This is a genomic window from Cupriavidus nantongensis, assembly GCF_041726985.1.
Lineage (GTDB): Bacteria > Pseudomonadota > Gammaproteobacteria > Burkholderiales > Burkholderiaceae > Cupriavidus > Cupriavidus nantongensis_A.
On record NZ_CP168303.1, the window covers coordinates 1,595,399 to 1,612,029 of the forward strand.

The following is a 16,631-nucleotide window of genomic DNA, read 5'->3' on the forward strand; positions in this document are numbered from 1 at the left end:
CATGGCACGCGGGGCGCCGTAGCGCCCCGAACCATCATAGACCCGATCCGGTCCCGGGGCGAGCCGGCGCCGTCCTACAGCGCCGGCCCCGCGGCCCCGGTCGGCTTCAGGCCGCCAGGCGGCTGGCGTCGTTCAGCGCCGCGATCTCGGTGCGGGCGCTGGCCAGGCCGGCTTCGCGGAACTCCGGCCCCATCGCCAGGCCGTGGGCGCGCACGTAGGTGATGTCGGTGATGCCCAGGAAGCGGAACACGATGTCGACGGTCTTTTCGTGCAGGTCCAGCTCGTTGGCATCCTGGCGTACGCCGCCGCGCGACGACACCACGATCACGCGCTTGCCGCCGGCCAGGCCCACCGGGCCGTTCTCGGTGTACTTGAAGGTGCGGCCGGCCTGCGCGATGCGGTCGATCCAGGCCTTGAGCTGGCTGGGGATGCTGAAGTTGTACTGCGGCACGCCCACCACCAGCACGTCGGCGGCTAGGAACTCGGCCAGCCACTGCTCGGTGCGCTCCAGCTCGGCCTGCTGCACGGCGTCCAGGCCGTCCTTGGGGCCGCCCAGCACGGGCAGCAGGTTGCCGGACAGGTGCGCCGGGGCGTCCTGGTCGAGGTCGCGCACGGTCACGGTGGCGGCGGGGTTGGCGGCGACCAGGTCGGCCACCACGCTGGCGGTCAGGCTGCGCGAAACGGAGTTGTCGCCGAGGACGCTGGAATCGATCTGCAGGATGTTCATGTCTTTCTCCACAAGGATGCGGTTGCGATGGAAGAAAGATAGCGGCTGGTCATTGGTATCGGTAGTGAGGCAAAATGCAAAGGATTGTTCTACCGATGCAACGCCATGCCGGGCGCCATCCCGCACATCCCGGCTGGATTGCGGGCCGCCCGCGTGACTCCGGAGTCATCCATGCAAGACCTCAACGACCTGTCGCTGTTCGCCCAGGTGGTCGAACACGGCAGTTTTTCCGCAGCCAGCCGCGCCACCGGCGTGCCGAAGTCGCGCCTGAGCCGGCGCATCGCCCAGCTCGAGCGCGACCTGGGCGTGCAGCTGTTGCGCCGGACCACGCGCCAGGTGCGCGTGACCCCGCTGGGGGAATCCTTCTACGAACGCTGCCGCGCCATGCTCAACGAGGCCGAGGCCGCGCGCGAGGTCATCGAGCAGGCGCGCGAGCAGCCCGGCGGCACGCTGCGGGTCAGCTGCCCGATCGCCATCGCCCAGATCCTTCTGGCGCCGGCGATCGGCCATTTCATGCGCGCCAACCCGGCGGTGCGGATCGAGCTGGAAACCACCAACCGGCGCGTCGACGTGATCGGCGAGGGCTTCGACCTGGCGCTGCGCGTGCGCGAGGTCATGGAAGACTCCAGCCTGGCGGTACGCACCTTTGGCGAAAGCGAGCTGATGCTGGTGGCCAGCCCGGCGCTGCTCGACAGCATCGGCCGGCCGCGCACGCCGCAGGCACTGGATGGCATGCCGGGCGTGGGCCAGCAGCCGCACGACGGCAAGCACGCCTGGACCTTGCGCTGCAAGAGTGGCGATTCGATCCAGATCGCCTACGACCCGCGCCTGGTCACGGACGAATTCGCATTGCTGCGCGAGGCCGCCATTGCCGGGGTCGGCGTGGCCATGCTGCCGCGCATGTTCTGCCGCGAAGCGCTGGAGAACGGCGAGCTGGAACTGGTGCTGCCGCAGTACGACATGCCGGTCGGCACGCTGCACGCGGTGTTCCCGTCGCGCAAGGGCGTGACGCCGGCCACCCGGCGCTTCCTCGACTTCCTGGGCGAGGTATTGCCCGAGTGCGCGCACAAGGTCGGCATGCAACAGCCGCGCACGCCGTCGATGCACCGCCTGGTATAGCGCTGCCCGCGGCGCGTGCCGGCGCCATGTGCAAGGGCTGGGGACGGCCGCGTCGGTGCCGGCCCGCGTCGCGCATTTGCGGCTTTACGTTCACGCCGGCTCGCACTAAGGTACAGGGGCGAACCGTGCGCGTGAGGGCTAAGGCGCATGGCTCGATCACCTCTCACAGACAACGGCAAGGAGAATGGCCATGGGTGGCTCTCAGGGTTCCCAGGACTTGGGCAAGGCGCTGCTGCGCATCGTGCTTGGCGTGTTGATCCTGATGCATGGCATCGCCAAGGTCACGGGCGCGTCCGGCATCGGTTTCGTGTCGAAGGTGGTCGCCGACGCCGGCTTGCCGGCCTGGGTTGCCTACGGCGTCTACCTGGGCGAGATCGTCGCTCCGATCCTGCTGATCATCGGGCTGTGGAGCCGGCTGGCGGCGCTGGTGGTGGCCCTCAACATGCTGTTTGCCATCGGGCTGGTGCATACCAAGGAGCTTGGCCTGCTGTCCAATACCGGCGGCTGGGCCCTGGAGCTGCAGGGCATGTACCTGGGGGCGGCGCTGGCGGTGCTGCTGCTGGGCGCGGGCCGGCTCAGCGTGGGCGGCCTCAACGGCAAGCTCAACTAGCGCGACCCGCGCCCGCGTCCAATCCTGGAGATGTATCGTGAATGCGTTCCGGCAACTCTTCCCGGTCGCGGCGCTGCTGCTGGCGGGCTGCGCCAGCGTGCCCGACATCAAGACCGACTACAACCGCGCCACCGACTTCAGCGTCTACCGCACCTTCGGCTTTGTCGAGCGTCCCGGCACCGACCGCGCGGGTTATGAAAGCCTGACCACCCAGTACTTCAAGACCGCGGTCCAGCGCGAACTGGGCGCGCGCGGCTACCGCTACGCGGCGCAGTCGCCGGACCTGCTGGTCAACTTCAATGCCAGGCTGCAGGAAAAGGTGGAGGTCAGCCCGGCACCCGCGCCGATGATGGGCTACTACGGCTATCGCGGCGGGCTGTATGCGCCATGGCCGGGCTACGGCTTCTATAACGACGTCTACCGATACACCGAGGGCACCGTGAACATCGACCTGGTCGATCGGCGCCAGATGAAGCTGGTGTGGGAAGGCGTGGCGGTCGGCAGCGTCGACACCAGCGACAAGGCCAGCGCCCAGCAGCGCATCGACAAGACCGTGGCGCAGATCTTCGCCAAGTACCCGTTCCGGGTCGGGCAGTAGCGCCGGCACCGCTGCCGTTCAGGCCGGCGGCGTTGCCGTGGCCCGCTCGATCGCGTCCGCGACGAAGGCCTCGGCCGGCCTGGGCGCCGACCACAGGTAGCCCTGGCCCAGCGGACAGCCCAGCGCCACCAGCGCGGCGCGCTGGGCGTCGGTCTCGATGCCCTCGGCCACGCACTCCAGCCCCAGTTCCCGGGCCAGGCCGATCATGCTGCGGCAGATCGTGGCGCGCTGGCCGTGCCCGTCGACTTCGGCGACGAACGACCGGTCCACTTTCAGCTGCGTGAACGGCAGGTCCGCCAGCAGCTTGAGCGTGGCGATGCCCACGCCGAAATCGTCGATCGCCACGCCATAGCCGAGCAGCCGCAGCCGGTTCAGCGCCACCGACAGCGCCAGCGTGTCGGGCACCGGGTAACCCTCGGTCAACTCCACCGTCAGCGCCTGCCGCGGCACGCCGCTGGCGGCCACCAGCGCCTCGAACGATTCCAGCACGCCGGGCCGGCACAGCGTCTGCGCCGATGCGTTCAGGCCCATCGCAATTTCCACGCCGGCGGCGCGCAGGCGCTGCTGCGCCGCCAGGCACTGGCGCGCGACCAGGAAGAACACCGGGTCGGCCGCGTCCAGCGCCTCGAGCTGCGGGATGAACTGGTCGGGCGGTACCAGGCCATGCTCGGGATGGCGCCAGCGCACCAGCGCTTCGGCCCCGACCAGGCGGCCGCTGGCGATATCGTGCTGGGGCTGCAGCATGACCAGCAGGTCCGTGCCGGCGCGGGTCACGGCGAGCAGTTCCTCGGCGTCCGGGGTCCAGGCGGGCACGCCCGCCGCGGCATCCTGGCGCACCAGGGCATCGGCCAGGATCACTTCGAGCGCATCAGGCGACAGCGGCTTGCGCAGCGCGTGCACACGCGGGATGCCTGCGGCATACGCCAGGCCGCGGTTGGAATCGAGGATGTCTTCGGCCAGCGCCGTGACCCACACCCACACCGGCGGCGCGCCGGCGAAGGCGCTCGGGCCGCGCCGGTGCAGCTCTGCGATCAGCTCGGGGCCATTGCAGCCCGGCATCTCGATATCGCACAGCACCACGTCGAACGGCTCGCGCGCCAGCAGCTCGGCCGCCTGCGTGCCGTTGTGCGCGCTGGTCAGGGCCTGCACGCCGACATGGCGCAGCAGGCCCTCGGCGGCGGCGCGCTGGAACGGATGGTCTTCAACGACGAGGATGCGCAGCCTGGCGTAAGGGATTGGCATGGAGCGTGAGCAGAAGGGGAGGGCGGCGCGCCGCGATGCGATGCAACCGGGTTTGTCCAATGGTAGCGCGGCGCGGCTACGCCAATGGCCGGCGAGACCAGGGGCCCGCGATCGCCCTGGCATTGTTGCGTCATGGCGCTGAAAAAGCGCCGCGTTACGAATATTTGCGCTTTCCGATTCAATCGCCGACTGTCATAACCGCTACAATCGCTGCCCGGTGTTTTGAACATGGCATGTCGATAATGGGTTTGGGCTGGTTCGGGTTTTCGACTTTCTGGATAGTACCGCTGCTGTGGCGGCTGGTGACGCGCTGGCTGGCCGGCGAGCGGCGCCTGGCCGGGCCCGGCTCGCTGCGCGTGTGGCTGGGCACGCTGGCGGTGCTGTGCGCGAGCGCCTGCCTGGAGGCACTGACCAGCGGCGCGGATCCCGAATCGACCGCCGGCGGCGGCGTCGGACGCGCGCTGGCCGGCGGCTTCGGCAACCTGTTCGGCTGGACCGGCGCCTTGCTGCTGATGCTGGGCGTGCTGGCACTGGCCGCGCCGATGGTGTTCGGCGAAACCTGGCGCAGCCTGTTCGCACGCAAGCCGCGCCGCGCCGAGGCGCCCGCCGCGGCGCCGGAAGAGCCGCCGATGTCATTCGCTGCCACGCAGCCGCTGCGCGAGGCCGAGCGCCGTGACGTGCCGGCCCCGGGCAACGCCGGCTGGACCGCGCCCGCGCCGCGCCATCGCAGTTTTGAAGCCGTGTCCGCGCGCCGCCAGCCGGCCTGGCAGCCGCCTCGCCGCACTCGTGAATCGCCGCCGCAGCCTGGCGAGCTCTGGCTGCATCATGCCGACGCGCCGGGCGCGACCAGGCCGGTGCGTGCCCCGCAGCCAGCGCCGGCTGCAGCCGCGCCGGCAACGCGCCCCGCCCAGCCGGCGGCACGCAAGCCGGCCGCCGCTGCCACGCCCGCACCGGCCCCCGCGCCGCGGCCGGCACAGCCGCTGCGCGGCACCGTGGTCAGCAGTCCGTTCCGCCAGCCGCAGCCGCTGGTCCGTTCGGCGATCACCACGCTGCCGGAAGCTTCCGCCAAGCCCGCCGCCGCTGTGGCAGTGCCGGCCGCCGCCGCGGCCGAGATCGCTGTCGCCACGCAGGCGGCCGCCAATGTCGAACGGGATGCCGTCGCCCCAGCGCCGGCAATCGCCGCACCCGAGACCGAGCCCACACCAGCGCCGGAAGTCGTGCCGGCGCCGCCGGCCGATCCTTCCGTTCCGGTCGACGACGCTGTCACTGCCGTCCCGGCCGAACCTCTTGCTCTTGCGCTGGATGGCGAGGCCCCATCGCTAGCCGCGCTCCGGCAGGAAGCGCTCGACCTGCTCGCCGAGTTGCAGGCGCTGGCGGGCAAGTCCGTGGTAGCGCCGTCTGCAGATGGGGCACCGGACCAGTTGCCCGCGGCCATGCCAGAAGCGGCCGCCGATCTGGCCATCGACGCGAATGCATCGGAGTCCAACCTGGTTGCGACACAACCGCTGGCCGACGCCGCGCCGGAAGCCCCTATCGAAGCGGAAGTTGAAACTCCGTTGGCCGACGTGCCGGAAAACACCGGCGATACCGCTCCGGAACGCGAAGCAAGCGCGCCTGATCACGACGCCGACGCCGTAGCCCACGCCGTGGCAAGTTCCGCGATGGAGGAGGGCAGCGAGCCCGAGCCCGAGGCCGCGGCGCTGGTCCCGGCCGAAGACGCCCGCACGGAAAGCGCCCTGATGGACGGCAACGATCTGGTCGGCGAAGCCGTGGAGCCGGAGCACTTGCCGGCCGTGGACCTGGCCGATGTAGCCGATGCAACCGATGCAGTGGAAGCCGCCGCGGCCGTCGAACCTGCTACAGCCGCTGAAGCTCAGGCACCCGTCGAAGTCGCGCCAGCCCGCCCGCCCGCCGCCAAGCCCCGCATCGTGCTGCCCGCCGTGGTCGGCCGCACCGTGCCGCTGGCAGCCGCGACGCCGCCCGCGCCCACACCGGCACCGGTGGCGCCTCCGCAGCCGCGTCCCGTGGTCGACTACCGCCTGCCGCCGGCGGACTTGCTGGAGCGCGAAGTCGACAGCGCCGAGCAGGTGTCGGAAGAACGCCTGCGCGAAACCGGCGAACTGATCGAACAGCGGCTGGCCGAGTTCAAGGTGCCGGTCGCGGTGGTTGGCGCCGGCGCTGGCCCGGTGATCACCCGCTTCGAGGTCGAGCCCGCCATGGGCGTGCGCGGGGCGCAGGTGGTCGGGCTGATGAAGGACCTCGCGCGCGCGCTGGGCGTGACCTCGATCCGCGTGGTCGAGACCATCCCCGGCAAGACCTGCATGGGGCTGGAGCTGCCCAACGCGCGCCGGCAGATGATCCGGCTGTCCGAGATCGTCAACGCCGCCTCGTTCCAGGCGCATCATTCGCGGCTGGTGCTGGCGATGGGCAAGGACATCACCGGCAACCCGGTGGTGACCGACCTGGCGCGCGCGCCGCACCTGCTGGTGGCCGGCACCACCGGCTCGGGCAAGTCGGTGGCGGTCAATGCCATGATCCTGTCGATGCTGTACAAGGCCACGCCGGAAGACGTGCGCCTGATCATGATCGACCCCAAGATGCTGGAGCTGTCGGTCTACGAGGGCATCCCGCACCTGCTGGCGCCGGTGGTCACCGACATGAAGCAGGCCGCGCACGCGCTCAACTGGTGCGTCGGCGAAATGGAAAAGCGCTACAAGCTGATGTCGGCGCTGGGCGTGCGCAACCTGGCCGGCTACAACCAGAAGATCCGCACCGCCGAGGCTGCGGGACAGAAGGTGCCCAACCCGTTCTCGCTGACGCCGGATGCGCCCGAGCCGCTGTCGCGCCTGCCGATGATCGTGGTGGTGATCGACGAGCTGGCCGACCTGATGATGGTCGCCGGCAAGAAGATCGAGGAGCTGATCGCGCGCCTGGCGCAGAAGGCGCGCGCCGCCGGCATCCACCTGATCCTGGCCACGCAGCGCCCCTCGGTCGATGTGATCACGGGCCTGATCAAGGCCAATATCCCCACGCGCGTGGCGTTCCAGGTCTCGTCCAAGATCGATTCGCGCACCATCCTGGACCAGATGGGCGCCGAGAGCCTGCTCGGCCAGGGCGACATGCTGTTCCTGCCGCCGGGCACCGGCTATCCGCAGCGCGTGCATGGCGCATTTGTCGCCGACGACGAAGTGCATCGCGTGGTCGAGCACTGGAAGCAGTTCGGCGAGCCGGACTACGATGAGGCCATCCTCGCCGGCGATCCGGCCGAGGCTGGCGGCGCGGACCTGTTCGGCGATGGCGGCGGCGACGGCGAGGCCGACCCGCTCTACGACGAAGCCGCCAGCTTCGTACTGACCAGCCGCCGCGCCTCGATCTCGGCGGTGCAGCGGCAGCTGCGCATCGGCTACAACCGCGCGGCGCGCCTGATCGAGCAGATGGAAGTCGCCGGACTGGTCTCGCCGATGGGCCGCAACGGGGCGCGCGACGTACTCGCGCCCGGACCGGGCGACTAAGCGTGCCGCAAGCAGGGGCTCAAGGAGGCAGCATGCAGCCTGAACACGGAAACCTGCTCGCCGGCGTCCCGGCCGGCGCGGTGCAGGAAATCTTCGAGCCGCTGCTGCAGCGCCCGGGCCTGCGCATCGAGCGCATCGTCTCCAACGGCCAGGCCAGCGCGGAGGGCTTCTGGTACGACAGCGCGGAGGCGGAGTGGGTGCTGTTGCTCAGCGGCAGCGCCGCGCTCGAGATCGAAGGGCAGCCCGGCGAGCATCGCATGGCGCCGGGCGACTGGCTGCACCTGCCGGCGCATTGCCGGCACCGCGTCGCATGGACCGATGCCGGCCAGCCTACCGTCTGGCTGGCCGTGCACCACTCCGCCTGAAGTTATGCGCCGGTCTGCTCGGGAAACACCGGCTCGCCAAGATTCAGCATCAGCCGGTTCGCCCACGCGAAGATCGCGATCGAGTGGATCAGGTCCAGAATCTCCGCGTCCGTCACGCCCGCCTCGCGCAGCGGCTTGAGCTGTTCCGCGGTGACTTCGGCCGGCCGCTCGGTCAGCTCCGCCGAGAACTTAGCGATGGCGCGCTCGCGCTCGGTGGTGCCGGCGCTGTAGGGATCGTCGAAGACCTGCCGGATCACATCGTTGCGCTTGGCCAGCTGTTCGAAGCGCTGGGCGTGGACCGAGGCGCAGTAGACGCAGCCGTTGATGCGCGACACCACCGTGGTCGACAGCTCGCGCTCGGCGCGCGGCATGCCGCCGGGCGCGTACATGATGGCGTTGAAGGCGGTCGAGCGCTGGCGCAGGATCTCGGGCTGGTGCACCAGGAAGCGGTAGTAGTCCTGCACCTTGGCCTTGGGGTGGCTCTCTTCGAGCACGGCGATCTGCTCGGGCGTGGCCTGGTCGATCTCGACCACATCCAGCCATGCCTTCCAGTCGAGCACTTCGTTGGTGAAGCCGTGGGATTTGATGATTTCGCTCATGCCAGGGCTCCGTTGTCGTTGAGGGCTTGCAAGGCTTTCAGGGCGTCCAGGCCGGCCACCAGCCGCACCTGGTACGACAGGAAGGCGACCAGCTGCGCCAGCGTGACCACCGCCGGGGTGCTCAGGCCGGCGGCGGGCAGCGCCAGCAGCGCGGCACGGTCGCCCTCGACCGGTTTTTCGATCAGCTTGCGGGTGAATTTCAGCATGGCGCGCAGGCGCGGCTCGGCGATGTCCGCCGGCGTGCCCTCGGCTACGGCGCGGACCTGGCCGGCATCGGTGCCAAGCTGCTCGAGCCGGCCGCGGTAGTGCGCCGCCAGTGCCGGCGACGGCGTCAGCCGGGCGGCGTACAGCGCCACCAGCAGACGTTCCGCCAGCGACAGGCCGGGCAGGTCGGGGTCGAACAGGGCATCGTAGCTGCCCTGGGTGGCGGCCACGACCTTGTCGCGCTGGTGCCGCAGGGTGTGGGTGGCGCTGCCCGGCGCGAGGCCGGTGAGCTGGTCGATCAGGTCGACCGCGGAAGTCGGGGGCTGGGTCATCGGACGCTCTTGTCTGGGTTGGGTCGGGAGTGGGTTCGGGGATTCAGGCCTTGGCGGTGCGCAGGGACGGCGGCGGCGCCGGCACCCATTCGTCGCCGAAGACCTCGGGCTCGGCATAGGCCTGCAGCGCGGCGTAGTGCAGCTCGATGTCTTCCTGGTACAGACGCGCGGCAATGCCCTGGCCAAGCCGGCGCGCGCCGTCGCTGATCGCCGGGATATCGCCGGACACGGTGCCGTGCGACAGCGCCGCCGGATAGCAGAAGCAGTGGATGCGCGTCAGGCCGGGGCAGGCGCCGGGCGTCTTTTCCTGGAATTCGAAGGCTTCGCCGAGGTCGGGCGAATCGGACAGCTCGCGGTCTTCCTGGCCAGCGGGCGGCGCATGGCGGTCGCGCCAGAAGCGGATATGCGGGGCGAAGGCGGCGAACTCCGGGCGCGTTTCCAGCGCGATGCGGAAGCCGGTGGAGAAGATCAGGAAGTCCAGCTCGTACTCGCCCTGCGGGGTGCGCACCTGCAGCACGTCGCCGTGCGCCTCGATCGCTTCCAGCGCGGCGCCCAGGTTGAAGTACGCATTGGCATGGCGCGACACCCGCAGCGTGCTGCCGCGCGGCGGCGGCACCTGCTGGCTGTTGATGTAATGGCGCAGGCGCCATTTCCAGGCGTCGGGCAGGCCGTAGTGGCCGAAGGTCAGGCCCGGGTTGCCGGCGCCCTTGCTCTTGTTGACGCGCGGAATGTCGGCGCGGCGGATCAGCATCTCGACGCTGGCGGCGCCGGCTTCGAGCGCGGTCGCGGCGCTGTCCATGGCCGAGGCGCCGGCCCCGACCACGCCCACGCGCTTGCCTCGCAGCGCGGCGTAATCCATCTGGTCCGACGAATGCGCCCACAGGTGGCGCGGCAGCGTGGCGGCCACCGGCGGCACATAGGCGCCGCCGAGGCCGTCGCGGCCGGTGGCCAGCACCACGCGGCGTGCCAGCACCGTTTGCGGCCCGGCCGGAGTCTGCATTGTCAGCGCCACCAGCCCGTCGGGGCGCGGCACGATCCGCTCGACCTGGTGTTCGTTGCGGATATCCAGCGCCAGCACCTGGCGGTACCAGCGCAGGTAATCCATCCATTGCAGGCGCGGGATCTTGTCCAGCGCCTGCCAGGCGGCCTCGCCGAACTGGGCCTCGAACCAGGCGCGGAAGGTCAGTGCCGGCAGGCCCAGCGCGGGGCCGGTCAGTTGCTTGGGCGAGCGCAGCGTCTCCATGCGCGCGGTGGTGGCCCACGGGCCTTCATAGCCCGCCGGGGCGCGGTCGAAGGCGCGCACGCGCACGCCCAGGTGGGTCAGCGTGGCGCTTGCCGCGAGGCCGGCCATGCCGCCGCCGATCACGGCGACGTCGAGCACCTCCTGCCCGTCGACGCTGCGCGGCATGGTCCAGGCCTTGGCGGGCAGCTCCAGCCAGGACAGGTCCTGGCGCAGCCGGGCTTCGAGGGCGGCCAGGCCTGTGGGGGTGGGGGCGGATAGTTCAGTCATGGCTTGGAAGTCCGGCATCGTGTGAGAGCGTGTCAGCGTCTTCGCTGGCATCGCCATAGAGCGATTGCAGCAGCGCGCCGTGTTCGGCGGGCTCGCGCCGCACCAGGTCGGGCAGCAGCGCGGCAGCGGCGTCGGCCACCGCCTGCACCAGCCCCTGCACAGCGGTGCTGGCCGGGCGCGCCTGCGGCGTGATCACCCCGAAAAAGAACGGAATATCGGCATCGATGGGCCGCACCGCGATATCGGTCAGCGGCAGCCCGCGCGCGGTCACCGGCTCCAGCAAGGCGATGCCGAGCCCCGCGCGCACCAGGGTCAGGGCGCTGATCGAGGTGTTGGTGTCGATCACGCCGGCCGCCGAAACGTTGGCGGCGGCCAGCGCGCGGTCGACGCGGCGGCGCAGCCGGTAGGGGTTGTGCATGGTGATCAGGCGACGGCCGCGGCAGTCCTGCAAGCTGAGGGCGGGCTGCGCCGCAAGCGGGTCGTCGGCGCGCAGCGCCGCCACGCAGGCGGACTGGCCGATCCAGTGCACGGTCACGCCGCGGTGCTCCAGCGGCAGGCTGTTCAGGCCGATGTCTGCGGCGCCGGTCAGCACCGCGTGCACCACCTGTTCCGGCGACTGGCTTTGTACCGCCACGCGCTCCGGCGCGCACAGCCCGCGCGCGAACGCCAGCGCCAGCGCCGGCGGCAGCAGGCCCGCTGCCAGCGCCGGGGTGGCGGCAATGCGCAGCGGCCGGCCATCGCCGCGCGCCAGCGCCGCGGCGCGCGTGCGGATTTGCTGCATGCCCGCCAGCGTCTGCTCGACCTCGTCGTAGAGCAAAAATCCCTGCTCGGTCGGGCTGACGCGCGGGCCGCTGCGGGTGAACAGGGCGAAACCGAGTTCGGCCTCCAGTTCCTGGATCAGCCGCGTGATCGCCGGCTGCGAGCGGCCGAGCAGCCGCCCGGCGGCGGTAACGCTACCGGTGGTGACGACTGCGGCGAAGGCTTCCAGTTGCCGAATTTCCATGAGCTTGGGAGGATCGGGGCGCGCTAGCGTGTTGTATGTTTAAACTGGATTCTGGCGCCTTCAACATGCGGAATGCAAATACTATTTCGGGATAAGTTCATGCGCCGCCTATGATGTAGCGATGCCGGGCGCACACCGGCGCCAGATCGGGACGGACGTGTTGGCCGGGATTCGTGGAAGTCAGGCAAGGGGGAGGGCGTGGCACCGGCTCGGCTTCGCCGTGGCCTGGGTGCTGGCTGCGGCACTGGTGGCGAGCCTGCCGGCGCGCGCGGCGGACCCGCTGCGCGTCGGTTCCAAGCGCTTCACCGAGTCGTACATCCTGGGCGAGCTGCTGAGCCAGGCCGCGGGGCCGCCCGGCACCGCGCAGCACCAGCCGGGCCTGGGCAATACCGCGATCGTGTTCGCGGCGCTGAAGGCCGGCAGCATCGATCTCTACGCCGACTACACCGGCACGCTGGCCGCCGAAATCCTCAAGCTGCCGCCCGGCGCCGGGCTAGACCAGATCCGGCGCGCGCTGGCGCCGCTGGGGCTGGGCGCGGCGATTCCGCTGGGATTCGAGAACACCTATGCGCTGGCCGTGTCCGACGCCCGCGCCGGTGCGTTGACGCAGTTGAGCGACCTCGCCGCGCAGCCAGGGCTCAGGCTCGGGCTGTCGCATGAATTCCTGGGCCGCGCCGATGGCTGGCCGGGGCTGGCCAGCCGCTACGGCTTGCCGCAGCGCCCGCTCGGCCTCGACCACGGCGTCGCCTACGAGGCCCTGGCGGCAGGGCAGGTCGATGCCATCGACATCTATTCCACCGACGCCAAGATACGCAAATACCGGCTGCGCGTGCTGGCAGACGACCGGCATTACTTCCCGCGCTACGACGCCGTGGTGGTGTACCGCCTCGACGTGCCGCAGCGCTTCCCGCAGGCCTGGCAGGCGCTGCAACGGCTGGCCGGGCGCGTCAGCGCCGACGACATGATCGCGATGAACGCTGCGGCGGAACTTGACGGCCAGCCGTTCGCGGCAATCGCGCGCGCCTTCCTGGACGGTCGCGGATCGCAGGCAACGCATGTCGCCGACGCAAAGCGCAGCCGGCTGCTGGCCGCGCTGTTCGGCCCCGACACCGCGCGCCTGGCGCGGCGCCATGTCGGGCTGGTGGCGGGCGCGGTCGGCGCCGCGACGCTGGTGGGCGTGCCGCTGGGGATGCTGGCGGCGCGGCGGCGCCGCACCGGCCAGGCGGTGCTGGGCGCCGTCAGCGTGCTGCAGACAGTGCCATCGCTGGCCTTGCTGGCGATGCTGATCCCGCTGCTGGGCCGCATCGGCGTATGGCCGGCGATGGTGGCGCTGTTTCTCTATGCACTGCTGCCGATCGTGCGCAATACCGCCACCGGGCTGGAGCAAGTGCCGCAGGGCATGCGCGATGCGGCGCGCGCGCTGGGACTGCGCGGCGCGCAGGTGCTGCGCTACGTGGAGCTGCCGCTGGCGTTGCCGGTGCTGCTGGCCGGCGTCAAGACCGCGGCCATCATCAGCGTGGGCACGGCCACCATCGCGGCCTTCGTCGGCGCCGGCGGTTTCGGCGAGCGCATCGCCACCGGGCTGGCGCTGAACGACACCACGCTGCTGCTCGCCGGCGCGATCCCGGCGGCGGTGCTGGCGCTGGCGGTGCAGGCCGCGTTCGAGGCGCTGGAGTGGGCGCTGCGCCGCCGTCGCGACGCGCGCTAGCCGGCTTGCTGCGCGATGAGCCGCCCGAGCGTGGCGACCGCGGCCTCGGCCTCGTCGTTCCACAGGTGGCCGTAGTTGAGCCGGATGCAGTTGCGGTAGCCCTGTCGCGCCGAGAAGATCGGTCCAGGCGCGATGCCGATGCCGGCTTCCAGCGCGGCATGGTGCAAGGCCAGCGCATCGAACCCCGCGCCAAACTCCACCCACAGGAAATACCCGCCGTCCGGCCGCGACACCCGCACCTCGTCCGGGAAATGCCGGCCGATCGCATCGATCATGCGGCCCTGCTGCATCTCCAGCACGTGGCGCAGCTTGCGCAGGTGCTTGTCGTAGCCGCCATGCTGAAGGTATTCGGCCAGCGCCACCTGCGCGGGCACGCCGGCCGACAGCGTGGTCATCAGCTTGAGCCGCTGGATCGCCTCGCCAAAGCGGCCCGGCGCGACCCAGCCGATGCGGAAGCCCGGCGCCAGGGTCTTCGAGAACGAGCTGCAATGCATCACCAGCCCGTGCGTATCGAAGGCCTTGGCCGGCAGCGGGCAGCGGTTGCCGAAGTAGAGCTCGCCATAGACGTCGTCCTCGATCAGCGGCACCTGGTGGCGCGCGAGCAGGGCCACCAGCGCCTTCTTCTTGTCCTCCGACATGCTGGCGCCGAGCGGATTCTGGAACTGCGTCATGAACCAGCACGCCTTGACCGGGTGGCGCGACAGCGCCGTGTCGAGCGCGCCCAGGTCGATGCCTTCGGCGGGATCGACGGGGATCTCGACGGCCTTGAGGCGCAGCCGCTCCAGCGCCTGCAGCGAGGCATAGAAGCCGGGCGATTCGATCGCGACCACGTCGCCCGGCTGCGTCACCGCCATCAGGCACAGGTTCAGCGCCTCGAGCGCGCCGTTGGTGACGACCAGGTCTTCGGCCGGCTGCGGTGCGCCCGCGCCCAGGTAACGCAGCGCGATCTGGCGGCGCAGCGCGGCATTGCCGGGCGGCAGGTCGTTGACCGAGTACCACGGGTCGAGCGCGCGGCCGGCGCGCGCCAGCGACTTGCCCAGCCGCTCCCACGGGAACAGTTCGGGCGACGGAAAGGCCGAGCCGAACTGCACCAGGTCGCGGTCGCGCGCGCCTTCGAGTACGGCGAACACCAGCTTGGAAATGTCCACCTGCGTCGACAGCTGCCGCGACGGGCGCGCCTGCGGCTGCGGGAGCTCGCGCCGGGCGGGTCCCGCCACGTAGTACCCCGAGCGCTCGCGCGCCCGCACCAGCCCGCGCTCTTCCAGCCGGTAATAGGCCTGGAACGCCGTCGACGGGCTGACGCCGTACTGGGCCACGGTCTTGCGGATCGACGGCAGGCGCGTGCCCGGGGGCAGGCTGCCGTTGCGGATATCGGCGGCCAGGGTTTCGGCCAGGGCTTCGTACCGTTTCATCGTGGGGGCAGTGGGGCGGCGGCGTTGAGGGGATTATCGCCCGGGCGCTTCGAACTGATACGTATTTTTTCCAGTTATCTGATGCTGGTATGGCAGGCGGCGACGGACCATAATCGGGCTCCCGTCCCGATACCCGTTGCCGATGTGCCAGGAGATGCCATGAACCCGTTGAGGCTGTTGCGGACCGTGCTGTGGGGCTTCTTCGGCCTGCGCCAGGGCAGCGAGCACCAGCGCGACCTGGACAACCTGCGCCCGGTGCCGCTGATCGTGACCGGCGTGGCCGTCGCCGCCGGGCTGGTGGCCTGCCTGGTGCTGGCGGCCAACTGGGCCGTGTCGGCGGCATGAGCTGACTGTATCCATGCGCTTTCCTTTTCACGGGGCTGGCCTCGCCGTGTCCAACGCGTTGCGCAACCTGGCCGGCCTGGCGCTGGCGCTGCTGCTGCCCGCGGGGCTGGCGCAGGCCGCCGGCGACGCGCAGCAGGTCGAGCGCGGCCGCTACCTGGCCCGCATCGCCAACTGCGCCGCCTGCCATACCAGCGCGGGCGGCAAGCCCTTTGCCGGCGGGCTGCCGATCCGCACCGCGGTCGGCACGCTCTATTCGACCAACATCACGCCCGATGCCGGCAGCGGCATCGGCGCCTACACGCTGGCCGAGTTCGACCGCGCCGTGCGCCACGGCGTCGCGCGCGACGGCAAGCGCCTGTATCCGGCCATGCCGTACCCGTCGTATGCGCGCATGCAGAAGGACGACGTGGCGGCGCTGTACGCCTACCTGCGCGCCGAGGTGGCGCCGGTGGCGCAGCGCAATCCCGCGCCGCAGATGCGCTGGCCGTTCGGCATGCGCGGCCTGCTGGCGGTGTGGAATCTGCTGTTTCTCGATGACGACCCGGTCCGCAACGATCCGTCGCGCGATGCCGCCTGGAACCGCGGCGCCTACCTGGTGCAGGCGGTGGCGCATTGCGGCGCCTGCCATACGCCGCGCGGCACGCTGTTCGCCGAGAAGGGCCTGGACGAGCGCAGCCGGCATTTCCTGGCCGGGGCCAGCGTGGAAGGGTGGTCGGCCACCAACCTGACCGGCGACCAGGTCACCGGGCTGGGTGCCTGGTCGCGCGCGGACATCGCCGAGTTCCTGCGCACCGGGCGCAATGCGCACGCGACCTCGTTCGGCCCGATGTCGACGGTGGTTTCCACCGCGACCCAGTACATGAGTCCGGCCGACCTGGACGCGGTCGCCGCCTACCTCAAGTCCCTGCCCGGCGCGCGCGGCGAAGACAAGCCGTTCCGGCACGATCCCGCCACCGCGCAGCAGCTGCGGCAGGGCCGCTTCGACCTGCCCGGCGCGCGCCAGTACGCAGTGTTCTGCATGCCTTGCCATGGCGCCGACGGCAAAGGCTTCGCCCGGGTCTTTCCGCCGTTGGCCGGCAACCCGACCGTGGCAGATCCGGATCCGGCATCGCTGGTCAACCTGCTGCTCGACGGCGCCGTGACCGCACGGGTGGCGACCGCGCCGTCGGACTACCACATGCCCGGCTATGGCTGGACGCTGGACGACCAGGAACTGGCTAACGTGCTGACCTTTATCCGCGGCAGCTGGGGCAACCGGGCCGCGCCGGTGCCGGAGGCCGACGTGGCCGGCCGCCGCAAGGCCCTTGCGGCGCAGCGCCGCGCCAATGCCGAACCATGAGCTGCC

Annotated in this window: 15 protein-coding genes; 8 read left to right on the forward strand and 7 right to left on the reverse strand. The window is 70.8% G+C overall.

The window, feature by feature from the left end; translation table 11 throughout:
* Nucleotides 1-106: 106 nt before the first annotated feature.
* A complete protein-coding gene (locus ACEI37_RS18695; protein WP_373380144.1) occupies nt 107-727 on the reverse strand; it encodes an FMN-dependent NADH-azoreductase in 621 nt (206 codons plus the stop codon).
* A gap of 171 nt (nt 728-898) precedes the next feature.
* On the opposite strand from ACEI37_RS18695, the gene ACEI37_RS18700 reads away from it, so the two are divergent.
* The 3 genes from ACEI37_RS18700 to ACEI37_RS18710 all read left to right on the forward strand — a co-directional run bounded on the left by ACEI37_RS18700 (nt 899) and on the right by ACEI37_RS18710 (nt 3,054).
* The gene (locus ACEI37_RS18700) at nt 899-1,846 is read left to right on the forward strand and encodes a LysR family transcriptional regulator (protein WP_373380145.1); all 948 of its coding nucleotides are present in this window, start codon (nt 899-901) and stop codon (nt 1,844-1,846) included.
* A 190-nt stretch (nt 1,847-2,036) separates the two neighbouring features.
* The gene (locus tag ACEI37_RS18705; protein WP_373380146.1) at nt 2,037-2,456 is read left to right on the forward strand and encodes a DoxX family protein; all 420 of its coding nucleotides are present in this window, start codon (nt 2,037-2,039) and stop codon (nt 2,454-2,456) included.
* Between the two features lie 37 nt (nt 2,457-2,493).
* On the forward strand, nt 2,494-3,054 hold the full coding sequence (locus ACEI37_RS18710; RefSeq protein WP_373380147.1) for a DUF4136 domain-containing protein: 561 nt from the start codon (nt 2,494-2,496) through the stop codon (nt 3,052-3,054).
* An 18-nt stretch (nt 3,055-3,072) separates the two neighbouring features.
* Here ACEI37_RS18710 and ACEI37_RS18715 read toward each other — a convergent pair whose 3' ends face one another.
* Nucleotides 3,073-4,296, reverse strand: coding sequence for an EAL domain-containing protein (locus ACEI37_RS18715; protein ID WP_373380148.1), 1,224 nt, complete (start codon nt 4,294-4,296; stop codon nt 3,073-3,075).
* Nucleotides 4,297-4,538: 242 nt separating this feature from the next.
* On the opposite strand from ACEI37_RS18715, the gene ACEI37_RS18720 reads away from it, so the two are divergent.
* Nucleotides 4,539-7,808, forward strand: coding sequence for a DNA translocase FtsK 4TM domain-containing protein (locus tag ACEI37_RS18720; RefSeq protein ID WP_373380276.1), 3,270 nt, complete (start codon nt 4,539-4,541; stop codon nt 7,806-7,808).
* A 32-nt stretch (nt 7,809-7,840) separates the two neighbouring features.
* On the forward strand, nt 7,841-8,173 hold the full coding sequence (locus tag ACEI37_RS18725) for a cupin domain-containing protein (RefSeq protein ID WP_373380149.1): 333 nt from the start codon (nt 7,841-7,843) through the stop codon (nt 8,171-8,173).
* Nucleotides 8,174-8,175: 2 nt separating this feature from the next.
* Here the strand turns inward: ACEI37_RS18725 and ACEI37_RS18730 are convergent, their stop codons facing one another.
* The 4 genes from ACEI37_RS18730 to ACEI37_RS18745 are packed head-to-tail and all read right to left on the reverse strand — an operon-like array spanning nt 8,176 to nt 11,821.
* On the reverse strand, nt 8,176-8,772 hold the full coding sequence (locus ACEI37_RS18730) for a peroxidase-related enzyme (RefSeq protein WP_373380150.1): 597 nt from the start codon (nt 8,770-8,772) through the stop codon (nt 8,176-8,178).
* Nucleotides 8,769-9,308, reverse strand: coding sequence for a CMD domain protein (locus ACEI37_RS18735; RefSeq protein WP_373380151.1), 540 nt, complete (start codon nt 9,306-9,308; stop codon nt 8,769-8,771). The genes ACEI37_RS18730 and ACEI37_RS18735 overlap by 4 nt, the downstream gene beginning before the upstream one ends.
* A 43-nt stretch (nt 9,309-9,351) precedes the next feature.
* The gene (locus tag ACEI37_RS18740; protein ID WP_373380152.1) at nt 9,352-10,818 is read right to left on the reverse strand and encodes an FAD-dependent oxidoreductase; all 1,467 of its coding nucleotides are present in this window, start codon (nt 10,816-10,818) and stop codon (nt 9,352-9,354) included.
* On the reverse strand, nt 10,811-11,821 hold the full coding sequence (locus ACEI37_RS18745; protein WP_373380153.1) for a LysR family transcriptional regulator: 1,011 nt from the start codon (nt 11,819-11,821) through the stop codon (nt 10,811-10,813). The genes ACEI37_RS18740 and ACEI37_RS18745 overlap by 8 nt, the downstream gene beginning before the upstream one ends.
* A 229-nt stretch (nt 11,822-12,050) precedes the next feature.
* On the opposite strand from ACEI37_RS18745, the gene ACEI37_RS18750 reads away from it, so the two are divergent.
* Nucleotides 12,051-13,529, forward strand: a complete 1,479-nt coding sequence (locus tag ACEI37_RS18750; protein WP_373380277.1) for a glycine betaine ABC transporter substrate-binding protein — start codon at nt 12,051-12,053, stop codon at nt 13,527-13,529.
* On the opposite strand, the gene ACEI37_RS18755 is transcribed toward ACEI37_RS18750, so the two are convergent.
* Entirely contained in the window at nt 13,526-14,941 is a 1,416-nt protein-coding gene (locus tag ACEI37_RS18755; RefSeq protein ID WP_373380154.1) for a PLP-dependent aminotransferase family protein, read from the reverse strand. The genes ACEI37_RS18750 and ACEI37_RS18755 overlap by 4 nt on opposite strands.
* A 159-nt stretch (nt 14,942-15,100) precedes the next feature.
* Between ACEI37_RS18755 and ACEI37_RS18760 the strand changes: the two genes are divergently transcribed.
* Complete coding sequence (locus ACEI37_RS18760) at nt 15,101-15,286, forward strand: DUF2970 domain-containing protein (protein WP_012352788.1); 186 nt, start codon at nt 15,101-15,103, stop codon at nt 15,284-15,286.
* Between the two features lie 13 nt (nt 15,287-15,299).
* On the forward strand, nt 15,300-16,625 hold the full coding sequence (locus ACEI37_RS18765; protein ID WP_373380155.1) for a c-type cytochrome: 1,326 nt from the start codon (nt 15,300-15,302) through the stop codon (nt 16,623-16,625).
* Nucleotides 16,626-16,631: the final 6 nt, after the last annotated feature.

Bases quoted from the DNA above. Each gene is read 5' to 3' on its own strand.
- ACEI37_RS18695 (WP_373380144.1), bottom strand. From the start codon at position 727: ATGAACATCCTGCAGATCGATTCCAGCGTCCTCGGCGACAACTCCGTT.
- ACEI37_RS18700 (WP_373380145.1), top strand. From the start codon at position 899: ATGCAAGACCTCAACGACCTGTCGCTGTTCGCCCAGGTGGTCGAACAC.
- ACEI37_RS18705 (WP_373380146.1), top strand. From the start codon at position 2,037: ATGGGTGGCTCTCAGGGTTCCCAGGACTTGGGCAAGGCGCTGCTGCGC.
- ACEI37_RS18715 (WP_373380148.1), bottom strand. From the start codon at position 4,296: ATGCCAATCCCTTACGCCAGGCTGCGCATCCTCGTCGTTGAAGACCAT.
- ACEI37_RS18720 (WP_373380276.1), top strand. From the start codon at position 4,539: ATGGGTTTGGGCTGGTTCGGGTTTTCGACTTTCTGGATAGTACCGCTG.
- ACEI37_RS18725 (WP_373380149.1), top strand. From the start codon at position 7,841: ATGCAGCCTGAACACGGAAACCTGCTCGCCGGCGTCCCGGCCGGCGCG.
- ACEI37_RS18730 (WP_373380150.1), bottom strand. From the start codon at position 8,772: ATGAGCGAAATCATCAAATCCCACGGCTTCACCAACGAAGTGCTCGAC.
- ACEI37_RS18735 (WP_373380151.1), bottom strand. From the start codon at position 9,308: ATGACCCAGCCCCCGACTTCCGCGGTCGACCTGATCGACCAGCTCACC.
- ACEI37_RS18740 (WP_373380152.1), bottom strand. From the start codon at position 10,818: ATGACTGAACTATCCGCCCCCACCCCCACAGGCCTGGCCGCCCTCGAA.
- ACEI37_RS18745 (WP_373380153.1), bottom strand. From the start codon at position 11,821: ATGGAAATTCGGCAACTGGAAGCCTTCGCCGCAGTCGTCACCACCGGT.
- ACEI37_RS18755 (WP_373380154.1), bottom strand. From the start codon at position 14,941: ATGAAACGGTACGAAGCCCTGGCCGAAACCCTGGCCGCCGATATCCGC.
- ACEI37_RS18760 (WP_012352788.1), top strand. From the start codon at position 15,101: ATGAACCCGTTGAGGCTGTTGCGGACCGTGCTGTGGGGCTTCTTCGGC.
- ACEI37_RS18765 (WP_373380155.1), top strand. From the start codon at position 15,300: ATGCGCTTTCCTTTTCACGGGGCTGGCCTCGCCGTGTCCAACGCGTTG.